This window comes from Nitrospirota bacterium (genome assembly GCA_030645475.1).
Lineage (GTDB): Bacteria > Nitrospirota > Nitrospiria > Nitrospirales > Nitrospiraceae > Palsa-1315.
The window spans coordinates 54,098-69,249 of record JAUSMA010000016.1 but is presented as its reverse complement, the minus strand read 5'-3'; the positions used below and the strand labels follow the sequence as shown (position 1 = coordinate 69,249).

At 57.5% G+C, this 15,152-nt stretch carries 15 protein-coding genes and 1 tRNA gene; 9 read left to right on the top strand and 7 right to left on the bottom strand.

Going from position 1 to position 15,152, the window contains the following annotated elements:
* Positions 1-111 precede the first annotated feature (111 nt).
* Positions 112-188: transfer RNA gene (locus Q7U76_04545), tRNA-His, on the bottom strand.
* 67 nt (positions 189-255) lie between these two features.
* Positions 256-975, bottom strand: coding sequence for an orotidine-5'-phosphate decarboxylase (gene pyrF, locus Q7U76_04540; protein ID MDO8355639.1), 720 nt, complete (start codon positions 973-975; stop codon positions 256-258).
* Between the two features lie 82 nt (positions 976-1,057).
* Between pyrF and rpsT the strand changes: the two genes are divergently transcribed.
* The gene (gene rpsT / locus Q7U76_04535) at positions 1,058-1,336 is read left to right on the top strand and encodes a 30S ribosomal protein S20 (protein MDO8355638.1); all 279 of its coding nucleotides are present in this window, start codon (positions 1,058-1,060) and stop codon (positions 1,334-1,336) included.
* Here rpsT and holA read toward each other — a convergent pair.
* From holA to leuS, 3 genes are read right to left on the bottom strand one after another with little or no spacing between them, the layout of a single operon-like run.
* Positions 1,308-2,423 carry a DNA polymerase III subunit delta gene (gene holA / locus Q7U76_04530; GenBank protein MDO8355637.1) on the bottom strand — a complete coding sequence of 372 codons (1,116 nt, stop codon included), beginning with the start codon at positions 2,421-2,423 and terminating at the stop codon, positions 1,308-1,310. The genes rpsT and holA overlap by 29 nt on opposite strands.
* Before the next feature lie 14 nt (positions 2,424-2,437).
* Positions 2,438-3,076, bottom strand: a complete 639-nt coding sequence (gene lptE / locus Q7U76_04525) for an LPS assembly lipoprotein LptE (protein MDO8355636.1) — start codon at positions 3,074-3,076, stop codon at positions 2,438-2,440.
* Positions 3,077-3,131: 55 nt separating this feature from the next.
* Complete coding sequence (gene leuS, locus Q7U76_04520; GenBank protein MDO8355635.1) at positions 3,132-5,567, bottom strand: leucine--tRNA ligase; 2,436 nt, start codon at positions 5,565-5,567, stop codon at positions 3,132-3,134.
* 195 nt (positions 5,568-5,762) lie between these two features.
* Here leuS and Q7U76_04515 point away from each other — a divergent pair, with 195 nt between their 5' ends.
* The gene (locus Q7U76_04515; GenBank protein ID MDO8355634.1) at positions 5,763-6,386 is read left to right on the top strand and encodes a class I SAM-dependent methyltransferase; all 624 of its coding nucleotides are present in this window, start codon (positions 5,763-5,765) and stop codon (positions 6,384-6,386) included.
* On the opposite strand, the gene Q7U76_04510 is transcribed toward Q7U76_04515, so the two are convergent.
* A complete protein-coding gene (locus tag Q7U76_04510) occupies positions 6,381-7,076 on the bottom strand; it encodes an HAD hydrolase-like protein (protein ID MDO8355633.1) in 696 nt (231 codons plus the stop codon). The genes Q7U76_04515 and Q7U76_04510 overlap by 6 nt on opposite strands.
* A 71-nt stretch (positions 7,077-7,147) precedes the next feature.
* Here Q7U76_04510 and der point away from each other — a divergent pair, with 71 nt between their 5' ends.
* The 7 genes from der to aat all read left to right on the top strand — a co-directional run bounded on the left by der (position 7,148) and on the right by aat (position 14,048).
* Entirely contained in the window at positions 7,148-8,548 is a 1,401-nt protein-coding gene (gene der, locus Q7U76_04505) for a ribosome biogenesis GTPase Der (protein MDO8355632.1), read from the top strand.
* 157 nt (positions 8,549-8,705) lie between these two features.
* Entirely contained in the window at positions 8,706-9,227 is a 522-nt protein-coding gene (locus tag Q7U76_04500) for a hypothetical protein (protein MDO8355631.1), read from the top strand.
* Between the two features lie 107 nt (positions 9,228-9,334).
* Complete coding sequence (locus tag Q7U76_04495) at positions 9,335-10,168, top strand: hypothetical protein (protein MDO8355630.1); 834 nt, start codon at positions 9,335-9,337, stop codon at positions 10,166-10,168.
* Between the two features lie 179 nt (positions 10,169-10,347).
* Entirely contained in the window at positions 10,348-10,968 is a 621-nt protein-coding gene (locus Q7U76_04490; protein ID MDO8355629.1) for an RNA polymerase sigma factor, read from the top strand.
* On the top strand, positions 10,965-11,270 hold the full coding sequence (locus Q7U76_04485; protein ID MDO8355628.1) for a zf-HC2 domain-containing protein: 306 nt from the start codon (positions 10,965-10,967) through the stop codon (positions 11,268-11,270). Before Q7U76_04490 ends, Q7U76_04485 begins: the two co-directional genes overlap by 4 nt.
* 124 nt (positions 11,271-11,394) lie before the next feature.
* Positions 11,395-13,110 carry a hypothetical protein gene (locus Q7U76_04480; GenBank protein MDO8355627.1) on the top strand — a complete coding sequence of 572 codons (1,716 nt, stop codon included), beginning with the start codon at positions 11,395-11,397 and terminating at the stop codon, positions 13,108-13,110.
* A 242-nt stretch (positions 13,111-13,352) separates the two neighbouring features.
* Positions 13,353-14,048 (top strand): leucyl/phenylalanyl-tRNA--protein transferase, encoded by a 696-nt coding sequence (gene aat, locus Q7U76_04475; protein MDO8355626.1) that lies wholly within the window; start codon positions 13,353-13,355, stop codon positions 14,046-14,048.
* A gap of 36 nt (positions 14,049-14,084) precedes the next feature.
* Here aat and Q7U76_04470 read toward each other — a convergent pair whose 3' ends face one another.
* Positions 14,085-14,801 (bottom strand): hypothetical protein, encoded by a 717-nt coding sequence (locus tag Q7U76_04470; GenBank protein MDO8355625.1) that lies wholly within the window; start codon positions 14,799-14,801, stop codon positions 14,085-14,087.
* Positions 14,802-15,152 lie beyond the last annotated feature (351 nt).

Sequence of the window (15,152 nt, the reverse complement as noted above, 5' to 3'; positions counted from 1 at the left end):
CTTCGAAATTCATCTTCGTAAAAGCAGTCAGGAGTTTCGCAGAACGCGTGAACGCGCCCTAGCGTCAACGGATGAATGTCATGATTGTGCGGAATTGGTCGGTCAGGGGTATGGGGTGAGTGACGGGTTTCGAACCCGCGACCTCCGGATCCACAATCCGGCGCTCTAACCAACTGAGCTACACCCACCATACGGAGAAGACAAAGGGGATTCTAGCAAAGGGAGCAGGAGACCCGCAACTCACGGTTGGCCTGCTCAGCCTCGTGTATCGAAAGCCGTCTGCATTTCGGCAAGAATTGCAGCGGCAGCGGCGGCGGGATCCGAGGCATCTCTGATGGGTCGGCCGATCACTAAATAGTCAGCCCCAGCCGAAATCGCCTGGGTCGGCGTGGTCGCCCGCGCATGATCATCGACGCCCTTGCCGGCCGGGCGCACACCGGGCGTGACGATCAGAAACCGTGGACCGACCTTGGGGCGAAGAATCGCCGGTTCTTCGCCTGACGCCACAACCCCGTCACAGCCCACTTCGGACGCCAACAGCGCCCGCGCGGTGACTAACTCCTGCACGGTCCGCTGAATGCCCATCTCCCGGAGATCGTGGCTGTCGAAATTGGTCAATACGGTCACCGCCAACAATTTCAGCGAGGAATCGCCACGACCCTGGACGGCTGCGGCCAGCGCTTTCCTGTTCGCATGAACCGTCAAAAACTCCACGCCCATCGAGGCGACCAATGCGGTCGCGCGACGCACCGTTTCCTCAATATCGAGGAACTTGAGATCGAGGAAGACCCGCTTGCCTCGTGCAATCAGGCGTTGAACCATCTGGGGTCCGGCGGCAGTGTAGAGCTCGAGTCCAATTTTCACGAACACAACCTGATCCTCGACTCGATCGAGCAGACGCTCGGCCGCGTCGCTTGAAGGCACGTCGAGCGCGAAGATGAGACGGTCACGGGCAATGATGGTTGACACAGGCATATCCTTTTGAAAATGGCTCACCTTGACGCTTTACTGAGCCGTATGGTACAAGTGCGCTTCTTTTCTACCAGAGGAGTCTACTATGCCGGTTGTACATAAATCGACGATTCGCCGAGCCCGCCAAGCCGTGAAGCGGCACGACCGTAACCGTGCGACGCTGGGTACGCTCAAGACCTTGGTCAAGAAGGTCCAAGCCGCCGTGGCCGACAAGAAGGTTGAGGATGCCACGTCGTCCCTCCGTCTCGCCACGTCAGCCCTTGGCAAGGCTGTGACAAAGGGTGTGATGAAACCCAACACGGCCTCGCGCCGGATTGCTCGCCTCACGCTCCACGTCAACTCCTTGTCCGCTTCACGCTCGTAATCGTTCGCACGTTCGAAATAGTTCTGGCTCTCACCGGTTGCGGCACTTCGGCGCCACGACTCGGTGAGGGTGGACGTGTCTGTGTCTGCGTCCGATCACACAACCGCAGCAACAGCCATTCAAGCACTCGGACAGGGCGGCCACCACTTCCACCCTTCAGCTTGGCATCGGCATCCAAGAGCAACCCTAGCGCCTCCTGCAAATGGGCGTCGGGAAACTGCTCGAGAAAGACTCGCACCTTGGCGGGGTCCATTCGCAACGTCCGAGCGGCTTCCCCCTCACGGCCTCCCTGTCGCACTACTTCCTTCACCTTCCAGAGTCTCCGGTATTGCCAGGCCAGTGAGCCAAGAATTCTCAGTGGAGCCTCTCCTGCTTCAAGATTCCTTGCCAAGATAGCCAACACCCGTCCACGGTTTCTCGCACCGATTGCCAACGTAAGATCAAAGACCGAGGCGCCAGGCTCCGTGCCACGCAGCGTCGCCACATCGCCAGCGGTCACAGCCAGGCCTGGCGAGACATAGGCCGCCAGCTTTTCCAATTCACGCCGGACCGAATAGAGCGAGCCGCCACAGGCCTCCTTCAGCAGCTCGACGGCCTCCTCGTTGAGCTGAATTCCCACCCGTTCTGCATCCTGCTTGAGCCAGGGAAGCCAATGCGCCTCTCTGAGCGGGGAGCAATCAATCGTGACCGCAGTCTGCGTCAAGGCCTGTGTGAACTTCAGTCTCCCATCTAGCTTTGTGGCAACAAAGATCACCGTCGTGGAATCGTTCGGCTCTTTCAAATAGGGCAGGATCGCGTCGCACTCCCTGGCCGGAAGTTTATCGGCCGATTTCACCACCACCAGGCGCCGAGGCGCGAATACAGCCACTTCCGACGCGCAGGTGACAATCTCGGATCCGCTCACGTCATCTCCATAAAACAGATCGCAATTGAAGTCGCTTTCGCCCTCGCCCAATATCGCGGCCTTCAGCACCCCCAAGGCGACATCGCGAAGCAAATCTTCCTCGCCGACGACTACGTACAGCGGTGCCACCGTTCCTTGCGCAAGCTGCGCCTTAAGTTGCGCATGAGAAATAGCTGAAGCCATAGTTGCGATGCGATCTATTTACTGCTTGTGTCCGCGCCAGTTGATGCCGGACGCACGATCGGCTTTGCCAGCTGCCCCGATTCCAATTGGAGCAAAAAGCGAGACGCCAAGTCCTCGGCGATAAAACGACCGGCTTGCTCTAAGGCCCGGTTCTGCAGAACGCGGTTAAATTGCAGATCGGGTGTCACGTAGAACTCCGAGGAACCCTTGGCCGTTTGTGCCCATACCACACGTTTCGTCCGGCTCTCCTCCACTTTGATCATCACCACCACTTCTGCGCGGCTTTCGAGTGTGGTCGTCTGGCTGAAACTGAGCGTGGGAAGACTGACCGAGAGAATTTGCCCGGACAGCACGAGGTCGGCAGCCTCAGTATCTGGAACGATCTGCGCTCCGCTGCCCGACGAAAACTCGTGGCGCAAATAGTTGGTGTAGCGGGCCTCAAGATTCGGCTCGAAACTCTTATTCTCCAAGGTCCGGACCACCAACCTCGGCGGCGGAGACGTGGGAGAAGCGGTTGCTGCCGCCCCTCCAATCGTCGGCCCTGCTCCCTCGACACGGAACTGATAACCGCAGCCGAACAGGAAAAGACAGCAGGCGAGGGACAAGAAGCAAGGGGCAAGGGGCACAGAGCCTGATAAACCTTTGATCCACATTACACGTCCGCCCCATTGCCTCTCGCCCATCGCCCCTCGCCCCCTACTTCGTCCGCTATACCACAAAGTTCATCAGCTTTTTTTCAACATACACAATCTTCTTGGGCTCTTTGCCCTGCAGCCACTCCCCAATCTGCGCACGAGCCAGCCCTTCAACCTGTTCACGAGTTGCGTCGACTCCGACTTCGAGTTTGGTTCGTAGCTTTCCATTCACCTGGATCGGAATGGTCAACCGATCGCTGACGGTCATGGCTGGATTGAAGATCGGCCAGGGCTGCTGAGACACGCTCGGCTTGTGCCCCAGCACTTCCCACAATTCCTCCGCCAGATGGGGGGCGAACGGTGCCAGGATCAGGACGAAGGGTTCCAGTAAGGCCCGGGGGCGCTGCTCGGCCTTCGTCATCTCGTTTGTAAACACCATCATCTGAGAGATCGCCGTATTGAACCGCAACGCCTCGATATCTTCGGTGACTTTCTTAATCGTCAGGTGAAGCAAGCGCTGGTACTCGAGCGTCGGAACGGTCTCCACCACGGTGTTCGACAGACGGCCCTCTTCATTCGCCATCAGTCGCCAAGAACGTTCGAGAAACCGCGTCACCCCTTCCACGCCCCTCGTGCTCCAGGGCTTCACCGCCTCCAACGGGCCCATGAACATTTCATAGAGCCGCACCGCATCGGCCCCGAACTGGTCCATGATCTCGTCAGGATTGACGACATTGCCACGGGACTTCGACATCTTCTGGTTATCTTCGCCCAGCACCATTCCCTGATGCACGAGCTTCTTAAACGGCTCCGGAGTACTGACCACGCCGATGTCGTACAGCACCTTGTGCCAAAAACGCGCATAGAGCAAATGCAACACGGCATGTTCGCTGCCGCCGATGTAGAGATCCACGGGCATCCAATAGCGCTCTTTGTCAGGGTCGACGAGCTGGTCCTGATTTTTCGGGTCAATGAATCGCAGATAATACCAACAGGAACCGGCCCATTGCGGCATCGTGTTGGTTTCACGGCGTGCCGGCGCTCCGCTGATCGGATCGGTCGTCGTGAGCCAGTCGGTAAGATTCGCGAGAGGACTCTCGCCGCCCCCTGACGGTTTGAAGTTGTTCGTCTCCGGCAACAACAGTGGCAGCTGCTCTTCCGGAAGTGAAAGGGCCTGGCCATCCACCCACACAATCGGAAAAGGCTCGCCCCAATACCGCTGACGGGCAAACAGCCAGTCCCGCAACTTATAGTTCACGGCCTTGCGGCCCTTGCCGCGAGACTCTATCCAGGCCGTGATTTTCGGAATCGCATCGTCCGGCGTCAATCCGTTAATCGTAAAACTTCCGTCCGGCGTTGTGGAGTTGACGACGGTTCCCTTGTCGGTTGTGACGAACGCCTCTTGTTCAACCTGACCGCCCGCAATCACTTCGCGGATCGGCAAGGCATAGGTCTTCGCAAAAGCCCAGTCGCGCTCGTCATGCGCCGGCACAGCCATAATGGCCCCGGTTCCGTAGCCCATCAACACGTAGTCCGCAATCCAAATAGGCAGCCGCTCCTGATTCACCGGGTTGACCGCATAGCCGCCGGTGAAGACCCCGGTTTTGTCCTTTTCGAGTTCCTGCCGCTGGAGATCGCTTTTTCTGGCCGATGCCTCGCGATAGGCTGTGACCGCCGTACGGCGATTGGCAGTCGTGACGACTTCCACTAACGGATGTTCGGGAGATAGCACCATATACGTTGCGCCGAACAGGGTATCCGGCCTCGTCGTAAAGATCCGAACCCTGCCTGGAAGGCCGGCCATATCGAACTCGACTTCCGCGCCAACCGATCGGCCGATCCAATTCTTTTGCATCTCCAAGGTACTGGCCGGCCACTCGACCAGTTTCAAATCTTCGAGGAGTCGATCGGCATAGGCGGTAATCTTCAACACCCATTGACGCATCGGTTTGCGGATCACATCGAACCCGCCGACCTCACTCTTCCCATCGATAATTTCTTCATTGGCGAGCACCGTCCCCAGTGCAGGGCACCAATTCACCGGCACTTCCGCCACATAGGCCAGCCCTCGCTCGAACAGTTTCAAGAAGATCCACTGGGTCCAGCGATAATACTCAGGATCGATCGTGCTGAGCTCGCGTTCCCAGTCGTAGGACAGACCGACCCGTTTCATCTGACGCTTAAACGTGGCGATGTTCTGAGCTGTGGTGACGACCGGGTGAATACCGGTCTTCACCGCGTACTGCTCGGCAGGAAGCCCAAATGCATCCCACCCCATCGGATGCAGCACATTGAAGCCCCGCATCCGCTTGTAGCGGGACACAATATCCGTCGCGGTATAACCTTCAAGATGGCCGACATGGAGGCCCGATCCGGAAGGGTAGGGAAACATGTCGAGGCAGTAAAATTTCGGCTTGGTCCGGTCGTCAGCTACACGGAAGGTCCGGTGCTCCTCCCAATAGGCCTGCCACTTCACTTCAAGGGACTGATGATCGTAGGTTTTGCTCATGCCGTGATAATCCGCAACTGTATAGAAAAAGAGGAAGGACTCTAACATAGACCTGCGGGAGCAACAAGAATCGACGTGGGGCAGGGCACGGAACATGGGCGAGTCTTCGCACACCGACGAAGCGGTCTTCTAGTACAATAGCACCCGGAGTTCGCACGTCACGACCCCGCGAAGGAATATCCAAATAAGGACATCATGGGACTCTACGCGACACAGATCTTTCCCCGCCTCATGGACTGGGTCATGAGCGGCGACGAATTCCAGCAGCTCCGAACGTTGTTGTTGCAAGGCACTCGCGGGGAGATTTTGGAAATCGGACTGGGCACCGGGCTCAACCTGCCCCACTACACGGGAGACGTGTCCAGGTTGCATGCCGTAGACCCGGCGCCGCTCCTCCCCAACCGAGTCGCGCAGCGAAGTAAATCCGTTGCTTTTCCCCTTCAAATCAAGCCGATCAGCGCGGAAACGCTCCCCTTCGACGCTCGAACCTTCGACTGCGTTGTCAGTACCTGGACGCTCTGCACGATTCCCGATCCGGTGAAGGCACTCCGGGAAGTTTGTCGAGTCCTCAAACATGACGGAGTATTTCTGTTTCTAGAGCATGGCCGGAGCGACGATGCCAAGATTGCGGCCTGGCAAGACCGCGTGAACCCGCTTCAACGAATAATCGGCTGTGGATGCAACCTGAACCGGAAGATCGATCAGCTCATCGAACAGGCGGGACTCGCCATCACTAAGCTGGACCGGTTCCAGATGCAACAGGTCCCGCGATTGGGCGGGGAAATGTATCGAGGATCGGCAAGGCCTGCGCCGCTATAACGCTTGAGAAGGATGCGGCGGGAGAGGCCCCTTCATCAAGGTCGACAAACTCTCAACCGATCGAAAGGATGCAGAAAATGCCGGCGGCAGCTGCGAGCTGGACTTCGCGCTGTGGACGAGATGCGCGATGCCGAACTGCCGGGCGGCCGCCAGACAACCCTCATCATCGTCGATAAACAGCGCACGTGTAGGATCGAAGCCCACCAACCGCTGGCAGGTCGGCCAATACGCAGGCCGCATTTTCAAGTAACCCACCTCGGAGGCCGTCACGATACGCTCTACATGCCGATCGAGGCCGGTCTTGGCGATTTTCACCTCCACGCCCGATTGATGCGCGTTGGTGAGGATTGTCACCCGCCGCCCCAGGGTCTTGAGTTCCCGGAGGAACGATTCTGTGCTCGGCAAAAACCCGATCATGTGGTCCAGTTCCTTGTGCATGGCCACCACATCGATGCCCACTCGCTCGGTCCAGTAGTCTAAATCGGTCCAGGCCAGCTCCCCTTCGACCGACCGATACATGGCCATCAATCGCTCGCGGGACCCCTCACAAGTCAGTCCATGTAATAGGGCATACCGGCGCGGCAACTCTTCCTCAAAAAAGAAGTTGTCGAAATGCCGATCCAGCAACGTGCCGTCCATGTCGAGCAGCACGTCATCGATCTCGTCCCAATTCAAGTGAAATGACGTCATTTCATTGGAGTGTACCCGACGATGGTTGTGTTTGCCAAAAATCTTATGTTACGGTCGGTACAGAAATTTCTATGCCACGCACGAAAAAACCCAAAAACATCCCCGAAGAGACCGCAGCCGAAGAAACAGCACCGGTACGGCAAGCCACAGCGGCTCACCCGCCTATTGTGGCCATTATCGGTCGCCCCAACGTCGGCAAATCGACGCTCTTTAATCGCATGCTCGGCAAACGAACGGCGATTGTGGACGACGTCCCCGGTGTCACGCGAGATCGTAACTACGCCGACGGCACCTATCGGAACAGGCCGTTTCGCCTGGTCGATACAGGGGGCCTGGACCCGACCGCCTCGGAAAGCATGTTGATCCTCATCAAGCGTCAATCGGAACTCGCCATTGCGGAAGCGGATATTTTGATTCTGCTGATGGACGGCCGGACCGGGCTCACAACCCCGGATCTCGCAGTCGTCCGTCTCTTACGCGGCACAACGAAGCCCTTGTTTATTGTGGTGAATAAGATCGACACGCCCAAAGTCGAACCCCTCGTGGCGGATTTCTATCAATTGGGCACGGACACGCTCTATCCTATCTCGGCAGAGCACGGCATCGGCGTATCCGACCTCCTGGACGCGCTCTATCCGCTCCTCCCGGTCCCCGATGAAAACCCTGAGAAAACGACGATGCCCCGCATTGCCGTCGTGGGGCGACCGAATGTCGGAAAATCCACGCTGGTGAACGCCGTGCTCGGGGAAGACCGGGTGGTCGTCAGCGATGTGCCGGGGACCACCAGAGATTCGATCGACTCCATCGCCCTCCATCAAGGACGGAATTATCTCTTCACCGATACCGCCGGCATTCGTCGTCGAGGAAAAATCGACCGGGGCATCGAAGGTTATAGCGTGGTCCGGTCCCACCTGGCTATCGGACGATCCGACCTCGGAGTCTTGCTCCTCGACGCCACGGAAGGCGTCACGGAACAGGACACCAAGATTGCAGGGATCATCATCAAGCAAGGAAGAGCCTGTTTCCTCCTCGTCAATAAATGGGACCTCCGGGAAGGCGACAGCCAGGCCCGGCAGGAAGTCGAACAGGAACTGCATCGGCGCTTTCCCTTCCTGACATGGGCGCCGGTCCTATTCGCCTCCGCCGCGCATCCCGATTCGCTTGGCCAGCTCTTTCCCACCATCGATCGGGTATTCGCAGCTTTCTCGAAACGGATCCCGACCGGAGCCTTGAACAAGTTCCTCCAGGAGATTCTCACCACCCACCCCCTCCCGGTGCGGAAAGGCAAACCGACGAAAATCACGAAGTCTGCCTTCATGACCCAGGTCGCGATACAACCACCCGTCTTCGCGTTGTTTGTCGGCCACCCGGACAACATCACGCCCTCCTACCTCCGCTTTCTCGAGAACCAAGTCCGCGAGGAATATGGATTCGAGGGAACCCCGATTCGCCTATTGGTTCGCAAAAAATAGCTGGTTCAATTTCCGCCACCGCCACACCCTCTTTGTGCGCCACCCGACTCTGAACATCACGTTGTGATCGGTATTCGTAGGATAGTCACGCTTCCTAGAGCCCAGCCATAGGTTCAACTCTTGCACAGTCCTGAAGCATTTCCCCGAAAGGATGCCTGTGTCACCACTTTTTCCGGAGAGCCCGCTTCAGTGCCTAGCAGATGATGTCTTGACGGCAAACGAGGCCGTCTTACAGGGAACAGATACGACGCCACAATCCCTCCTCTCTTCCCCGGACTCGGGCATGATCGTGTTTTCCTCATCCGCTCGCATCCTGCATATGAATGGACCGGCTCGTGCACTGATGGCCCTGTTCGGTGACTCCCATGAACTCTGGCCGCAAATGGCGCCTGAATCCATGCCGTCCTTCCTCACGGAATTCTGTCGCGACGTACTGGCACAACTCCACCGCCGAGTCGAGACTGAGGACTGGGCACAGTTCGAGATGCGCCGCATTTGTCACATGGTCACGCCATCGCTCCTGCTCAGAGGATTCGGGGTCCCACACTCAGCCGGTCATGAACTCCGGATTATCCTGACCCTCGACCCCTTGCTCTCCCCCCCTCATCCTGGCAACAGTCCCGTACATCTCCAACCCCTTGCCCCGATGCCTGCCGATCTCGCACGCACACAAGCATGAGGACCGCACCGGTCCGGCATCTGAGATATCGGCATTCACCTTGACTCCCCGCAGGCATCATGGTATTCGCACCAGGTGACGATGCATCGCAGAAGGACAAACCTCAGATGATTGGAATCTGCCATCCATCTCTTCGCAGGATTCAGCACTGTATCCGTGACACGTTCTACGCCGGTGTAATCGTTGGCACCCTCCTGAGCTCCGTCCATGCCGAGGAGTCACCGGCCACTACCGGAATAATCTCCGCCCCGGTCGCTGAGGCCCCAGCTGCAGGTGAACCAGCCACAATCGACCCCTCGGTCACGTTGCGCGGCTCCGTCTGGCGAACCAAAGCCGGAATCGTCTTTCTCAAGACCCCGATCGGACTGCTGACCCTCAGCTCCACGACAACATTGAAGGATCTCAAGGCCTCACAAGTCGTGACCTTTTGGGTGCATGGGCGCCATACCGTCGTCGAGATCCGAAAAAGGGCTGACGGATCGTTAGTCCATCGCTATCTCAGCGGGCCCGTGACACCTGGAACTGGTGGTCCAAAATCCTTCCAATGGTGGGGGCCCGACGGTGACCTGACCATCCAGCTCGGCACAGAGGACGAGCGGCTTTCGAGCTATCACGAGGGAGATCTGCTGACCATCGAGGTCGACGACGCCAATAGCCTCCGAGGAGTCCACGACCTGCAGTTCGATCTGCAGATCAGCCAAACCCCACCGACCGGCGCCGATGTGCAGCTTCTCCTCTCGGGAACTGTGACCAAGCTCAAATCCAACTTCGTCTTTATTCGTACTCCCATCGGCCTGGTCATGCTCAATTCAAAGATCGGAATTCCTCACGTGAAGGTGGGGCAGCCCTTGACCCTTCGTATCGACCATGAGCATGTCACCGTCACGCTCCTCTCGACAAAACCCACAACTCCACGACCCAGCGCGGCAACCATCCGCTGACCCTCGGCCTTTGTACCATTCGGCCTTGCCCGAATATCTGAACGCTGAGCTCTGAGCGATGAGCGCTGACGTGAGTATTTTTTGTGCACCGTTCAGCGTTTCCCGGTTGCCGGCCTTTTCAGTATCCTGCCAAGTTGGCTTGACAGGCCTCAGCCAAGCCCCTAGACTCCGCGCCAACCATGCGCACTCCCGCTCCAAAAACGTCGCTTCAACACCCTGCCACGCAAGAGCCTGACGGATTTGATAAGCTCTATCGAGACCATGTCGACCTCATCTATCGATATGCACACCGGTTATGCGGCGAAACGGAGTCGGCCAAGGATCTCGTGCAAGAGACCTTTCTCAATGCCTACCGGGGACTCAAAGATTTTCGCGGCGAGGCACGGGTTTCCACCTGGCTCTATACCATCGCCTCACGGGCCTGCATACGGATGCGGCGCAAGCGTAAAGGGGAGCCCCAGCACGAGCTGTCGCTTGAAGATTTCGTGCCCACATCGGAAGGGGAATTTCGCCTTCAGATCCCCATGGAAGGGCTCAGTCCGGAAGAAGCGCTGCAGAACAAAGAGCTCCGGCAGGCCCTCGACCAGGCGATCGACAAATTGCCTAAAAAATATCGGATGGCCCTCGTGCTCCGCGATATGGAGGGCCTGAGTGCCAAAGAGGTGGGATCCATCATGGGTTTGAACGAACGAGCCGTCAAATCACGATTACACCGGGCCCGCTTATTTGTGCGGCGAGAACTCAGCGCCCGCGGCATCACCAACCACGATGACCACAAGTCGGGAGGCTTGGGCTCATGACTAAGAAAAAAACAGCGGCGCAAAAAAAACGATCCAAGCCATCGTCTCACCGCCATACGCCAGGCCAAGGCCATTGCGTGGATCTTCTCCGGCAGTTATCCGCCTTTATCGACGACGAACTCCCGTCCGACATTTGCCGGGAAATACGCAAACATCTGGGCGCCTGTCCGAACTGCGAAGTCTTCATCGCCTCGCTTCGGCAAACCGTCACACTCTGCCGACATCGCCCGGTCCCGCCGTTAAAGTCCAGCGACCGTGTGAGCATGCGCCGGGCGATCCTCGACGCCGCCAAGGCACAGTAAGAACAACGACTTTTTAACAGCCTGCCAACGGTGAATCGGCCTCCCTGGCCCCTTTCAGATCCTTCCAGCTGCATGGTACAGTACCGACTTCTTCTCGACCTTTATCCTAGGGGGAGCGTACGACATGATGCGCCTGCAGATTCTCCAACGTCGCCGGTTCGCGATCCTGTTTCTTGCTGGAACCCTGTCGATCGTCACGGCCATGAGCATGATCGAGACCCCATCGGCATCCGCTGCAACTGCGAAAAAATCGAAGCAGGCTGCCACTGCTGCTGAAACGACGGCTCAGCGTTACGCCGAAGCCATGGGCGCGGGCAATACCGTCGTCGTGGGCCAACTGGACTTCGCCTGTCAGTATCCCCTCGTGACCGCGTCTCCCAAGGGCATCAAGACCTATCCGGCTGACTCCGACCCCCTCTACGACTCCTGCTGGCAAGGTCTGAAAACCGCCCATGCGCCCACCTTGGTCCGAAGCGATGTAGGCATGGAGGTCTTGTGGCCCAGTAATGGCGACCTGACATTTTTCAGTGAAGAGCTCAACCGCTACCCTGCCTCGGCCTTCGTGACCGACTCACTGGGCCTGACGCCTCCGGGAACCGGGTTCCATACTCGCATTGTCGGCAGTACACCAATCCCATCGGCCTCGTTCCGCCTTCGGCTGAATGGCCCGGTCGTGGCGGTGCCGACCACCTTGGTTAAGTTAGCCATCAGCTATCAGGATCCTCTGACCGCTCCGTTGACCTACGCAGCCGGTTCGGTCAAATGGACGAATACGATCAAGCGGACCAGACGCGGGCTGAAAGACATCACGCTCCAATGGGTCGTCCTCTCCGGCCTGAAGAAACATGGCTTCGCAGGCGACATGGCGGTCGTGAACCTTCCCGTAACCAGCGGCGCCATCGCCGGGAGCGGCATCCGGGAAAAAATTCCGTTCCTCACCGAAACGAGCCGCGCCCTTCCGGACTCGCAAGTCTGGTGGGGGCCGACGGATCTTCCCGGTCTCTTGACCGCCGCAGCGGCTCGCGCCGCGACCTTTCCTGAACTGCGCGACCGCGTCGCCATGTTGAATCGTGTGCTGATCATCGACCCGAACCACACCGAAGCCCTCATGGTGCTGAGCCGGCACCTCTATGCCGTGATCCTGCGCGAGGCCATCCCCTTTCACAAACTCATGGTGAAGGATCCGGCGCTAGCCTTGGTGGTCAATGAACATTTCTGGAACATCTACGCCCAGGCTGTGCGCATAGACCTCTCGCTGGGGATGGAGATGGGCGGGTTCGACAAACCGACGACTGCCGACTATCTCTACCGCATGCTCTCGGCCATGAGGACCCTGGCGGATGTCCATCCGGAACAACTCGATAACCTGTTCCGGTTAGGCGTGGCCCTGCGCTGGAATCTCGACCAAGAAGCCTCGATCGAAACCCATCAATCCCTGGTGAAAGCCATTCCGCCCGAGCGACGAGCCGGCAGAGCCGAAGCCCTGCTCCAACTGGCCTGGTCCCGCATCAACAAAGTAGCCTGGAACCGCATCTTCGACGACTCGGATATTCGGACCGCCTATCAGGACGCCGACGCAGCGCTCGCAACCGCCGACCTTCCGCTCGATAAATTCATGGCTGAATACACCAAGGCTTACAGCTTGCTGTTCACCCCGGACCGGGACAATCGGGCGCTCTTGGAGCGGCTGACGGAAGCCAAGAAATGGTTTGCCGAAATTCCAGGGCAGAATCCAGACATCTGGAATTTCTTCATCGGAGCGGAGTCCTTGAAAGCGGTCCTAGACGCAGATCCCATCTTCCAGCCGATCCTGGCTCAGGCAGAAGACAAAAAAGGCTGAAGGTCTCGCCCATAACGGGCATGCGAACAACACGGCTGAAATACTCCGAGTGGCGCAGTAGTCTGAGCAACCACAGGATGCTCAAAAAGGCCGTCCAGCAAGGCCGCAACCGATGGAAGCACCGGCGGCGTAGCCTCTGGCTACGTTGAGGATGCTTTTGAGGCGAGAACGCCGCTGGCGGACTTTTTCAGCATCCTGTAAGACCGTAGCCTTTTACCGTCGCGTCGCATAACTGGTGTGTCATGTTCAGGCTCAGCGCAAACCCATCCGATCTGCGCTTTCCGCCCGTTGATTCAGCAACGCCAGAAGGACTGCTCGCTGTCGGAGGCGACCTGCGGCCGGAACGGTTGCTCGAAGCCTACCGTCACGGCATCTTTCCCTGGTACGACGACGATCAGCCGATCTTGTGGTGGTCGCCCGATCCCAGGACCGTCCTCTTTCCCCCCAAGCTCCACATCTCGCGCAGCCTCAAGAAAAGTCTCCGCCCCGACATCTTCCGCGTCACATTCGATACCTGCTTTCGCGAGGTGATGACTCACTGTGCAGGACCGAGACCGCAATATCCTGACGGGGGCACATGGATCACAGCGGACATGCTCGACGCTTACACGCGCCTACACGAACTCGGCTACGCCCATTCTGTGGAAGCCTGGCAGGAAGGACACCTGGTCGGCGGGGTCTATGGCGTCGCGATCGGTGGAGCGTTTTTCGCAGAGTCGATGTTCACACGAACCTCCGATGCATCGAAAGTGGCGCTGGTCTCACTCATCCTCCAACTGCATGCCTGGGGATTCAGCCTCATGGACTGCCAGCAATCCTCACCCCATGTAATCGCGCTCGGCGCAGAGGAAATTTCCCGCCGGGAGTTTCTTGATCACCTCAACGCAGCACTCGCACTACCAGACAGACGCGGTCCCTGGCTGTTTGACTGCGCATAGCGTTTAGCCATGGGTAGGTTCCTACTCAAAGCTTGATCAGGCCTTTCTAAGCTGTCGATGAATCTTTATTGCGATCTTCTCAAAGTACTCGTTAGTTGGCCCGTAAGAAGCAGGGTGCTGTATCACTACGAAAAGGGTTCCTTGCTTGCCCTCAATGAAAAATCCGTCTCGTGAATTGTCGAAGCCAGCATCAGAGATTAGCTTCCAATCCTCCATTCTCCTCCTCATCATCCCATAGAATATTACGGCTTTGGGTCGGTATTCTCGTATCAATTCTTTCAAACGAGGCACTCTTAATTTCCTACATCGTATTTCATAATCATGGCGTTCAAATGGATAACAGGCTTTCCAGGCCTCTTCCTTGGTGGATGGGCAAGGCAGAGGGAACAATTCCAAAAGGCATGTCTTACTCTTTGTCCTGCCCCACTCATCGCTTTGAAATTTCCTGATCGATTCCACGTCGGCTGGTTTCCCATTTAGCACTAATAACATTCGGATCAGCTTTGCCCATGTTCTTTGCAGTTTGGCCTCTGGGCCAAACCATTGATTAACGTTGATTCTAGAATGATATTCATAAAGGTCGTCAATTTCATGTCCCTGCCACGCAGAAATTCTGTTCGCTATGATCTTCTTGCGCTTCTTGGGTTCGGTCCTGCTCAACCCTGGCTCTAAACCGATAAACCAGTAAGGCGCTCGGAGGTCTCCAAAACCAAAGGCGATCCTGATAACATTTTCTATCTCTCGTATTGTCATCGCCTTTACCCCAGCAACGTTCGGACACAGTTGTAGTTATCAATTCCTTTACAAGCTTCGACAGTCCACTTCAATCACTAGGATCAGAGCAGGAGAAGGGGAAGCCATGATGCGACCTGGGAGGGGAAAGCTGGGCACCTGCCAAACAGTTGTGGTCGCCTCCAGCAACAACGTACACGCGTTCTCCCAAGTGTGGGCAACCTGATTGGTCTCCCCTGCAAACGGCTTTTCCACCCGCCTACCTACTGGGACGCCGAGACGTGCCATTAGCCCTGGCGAGGGCCTTCTGTCTTTCCCGACTTTGCCCTAAGGGGAGCAGCCAGACTGGCCTTCACTGCGCGCATTGAGGGA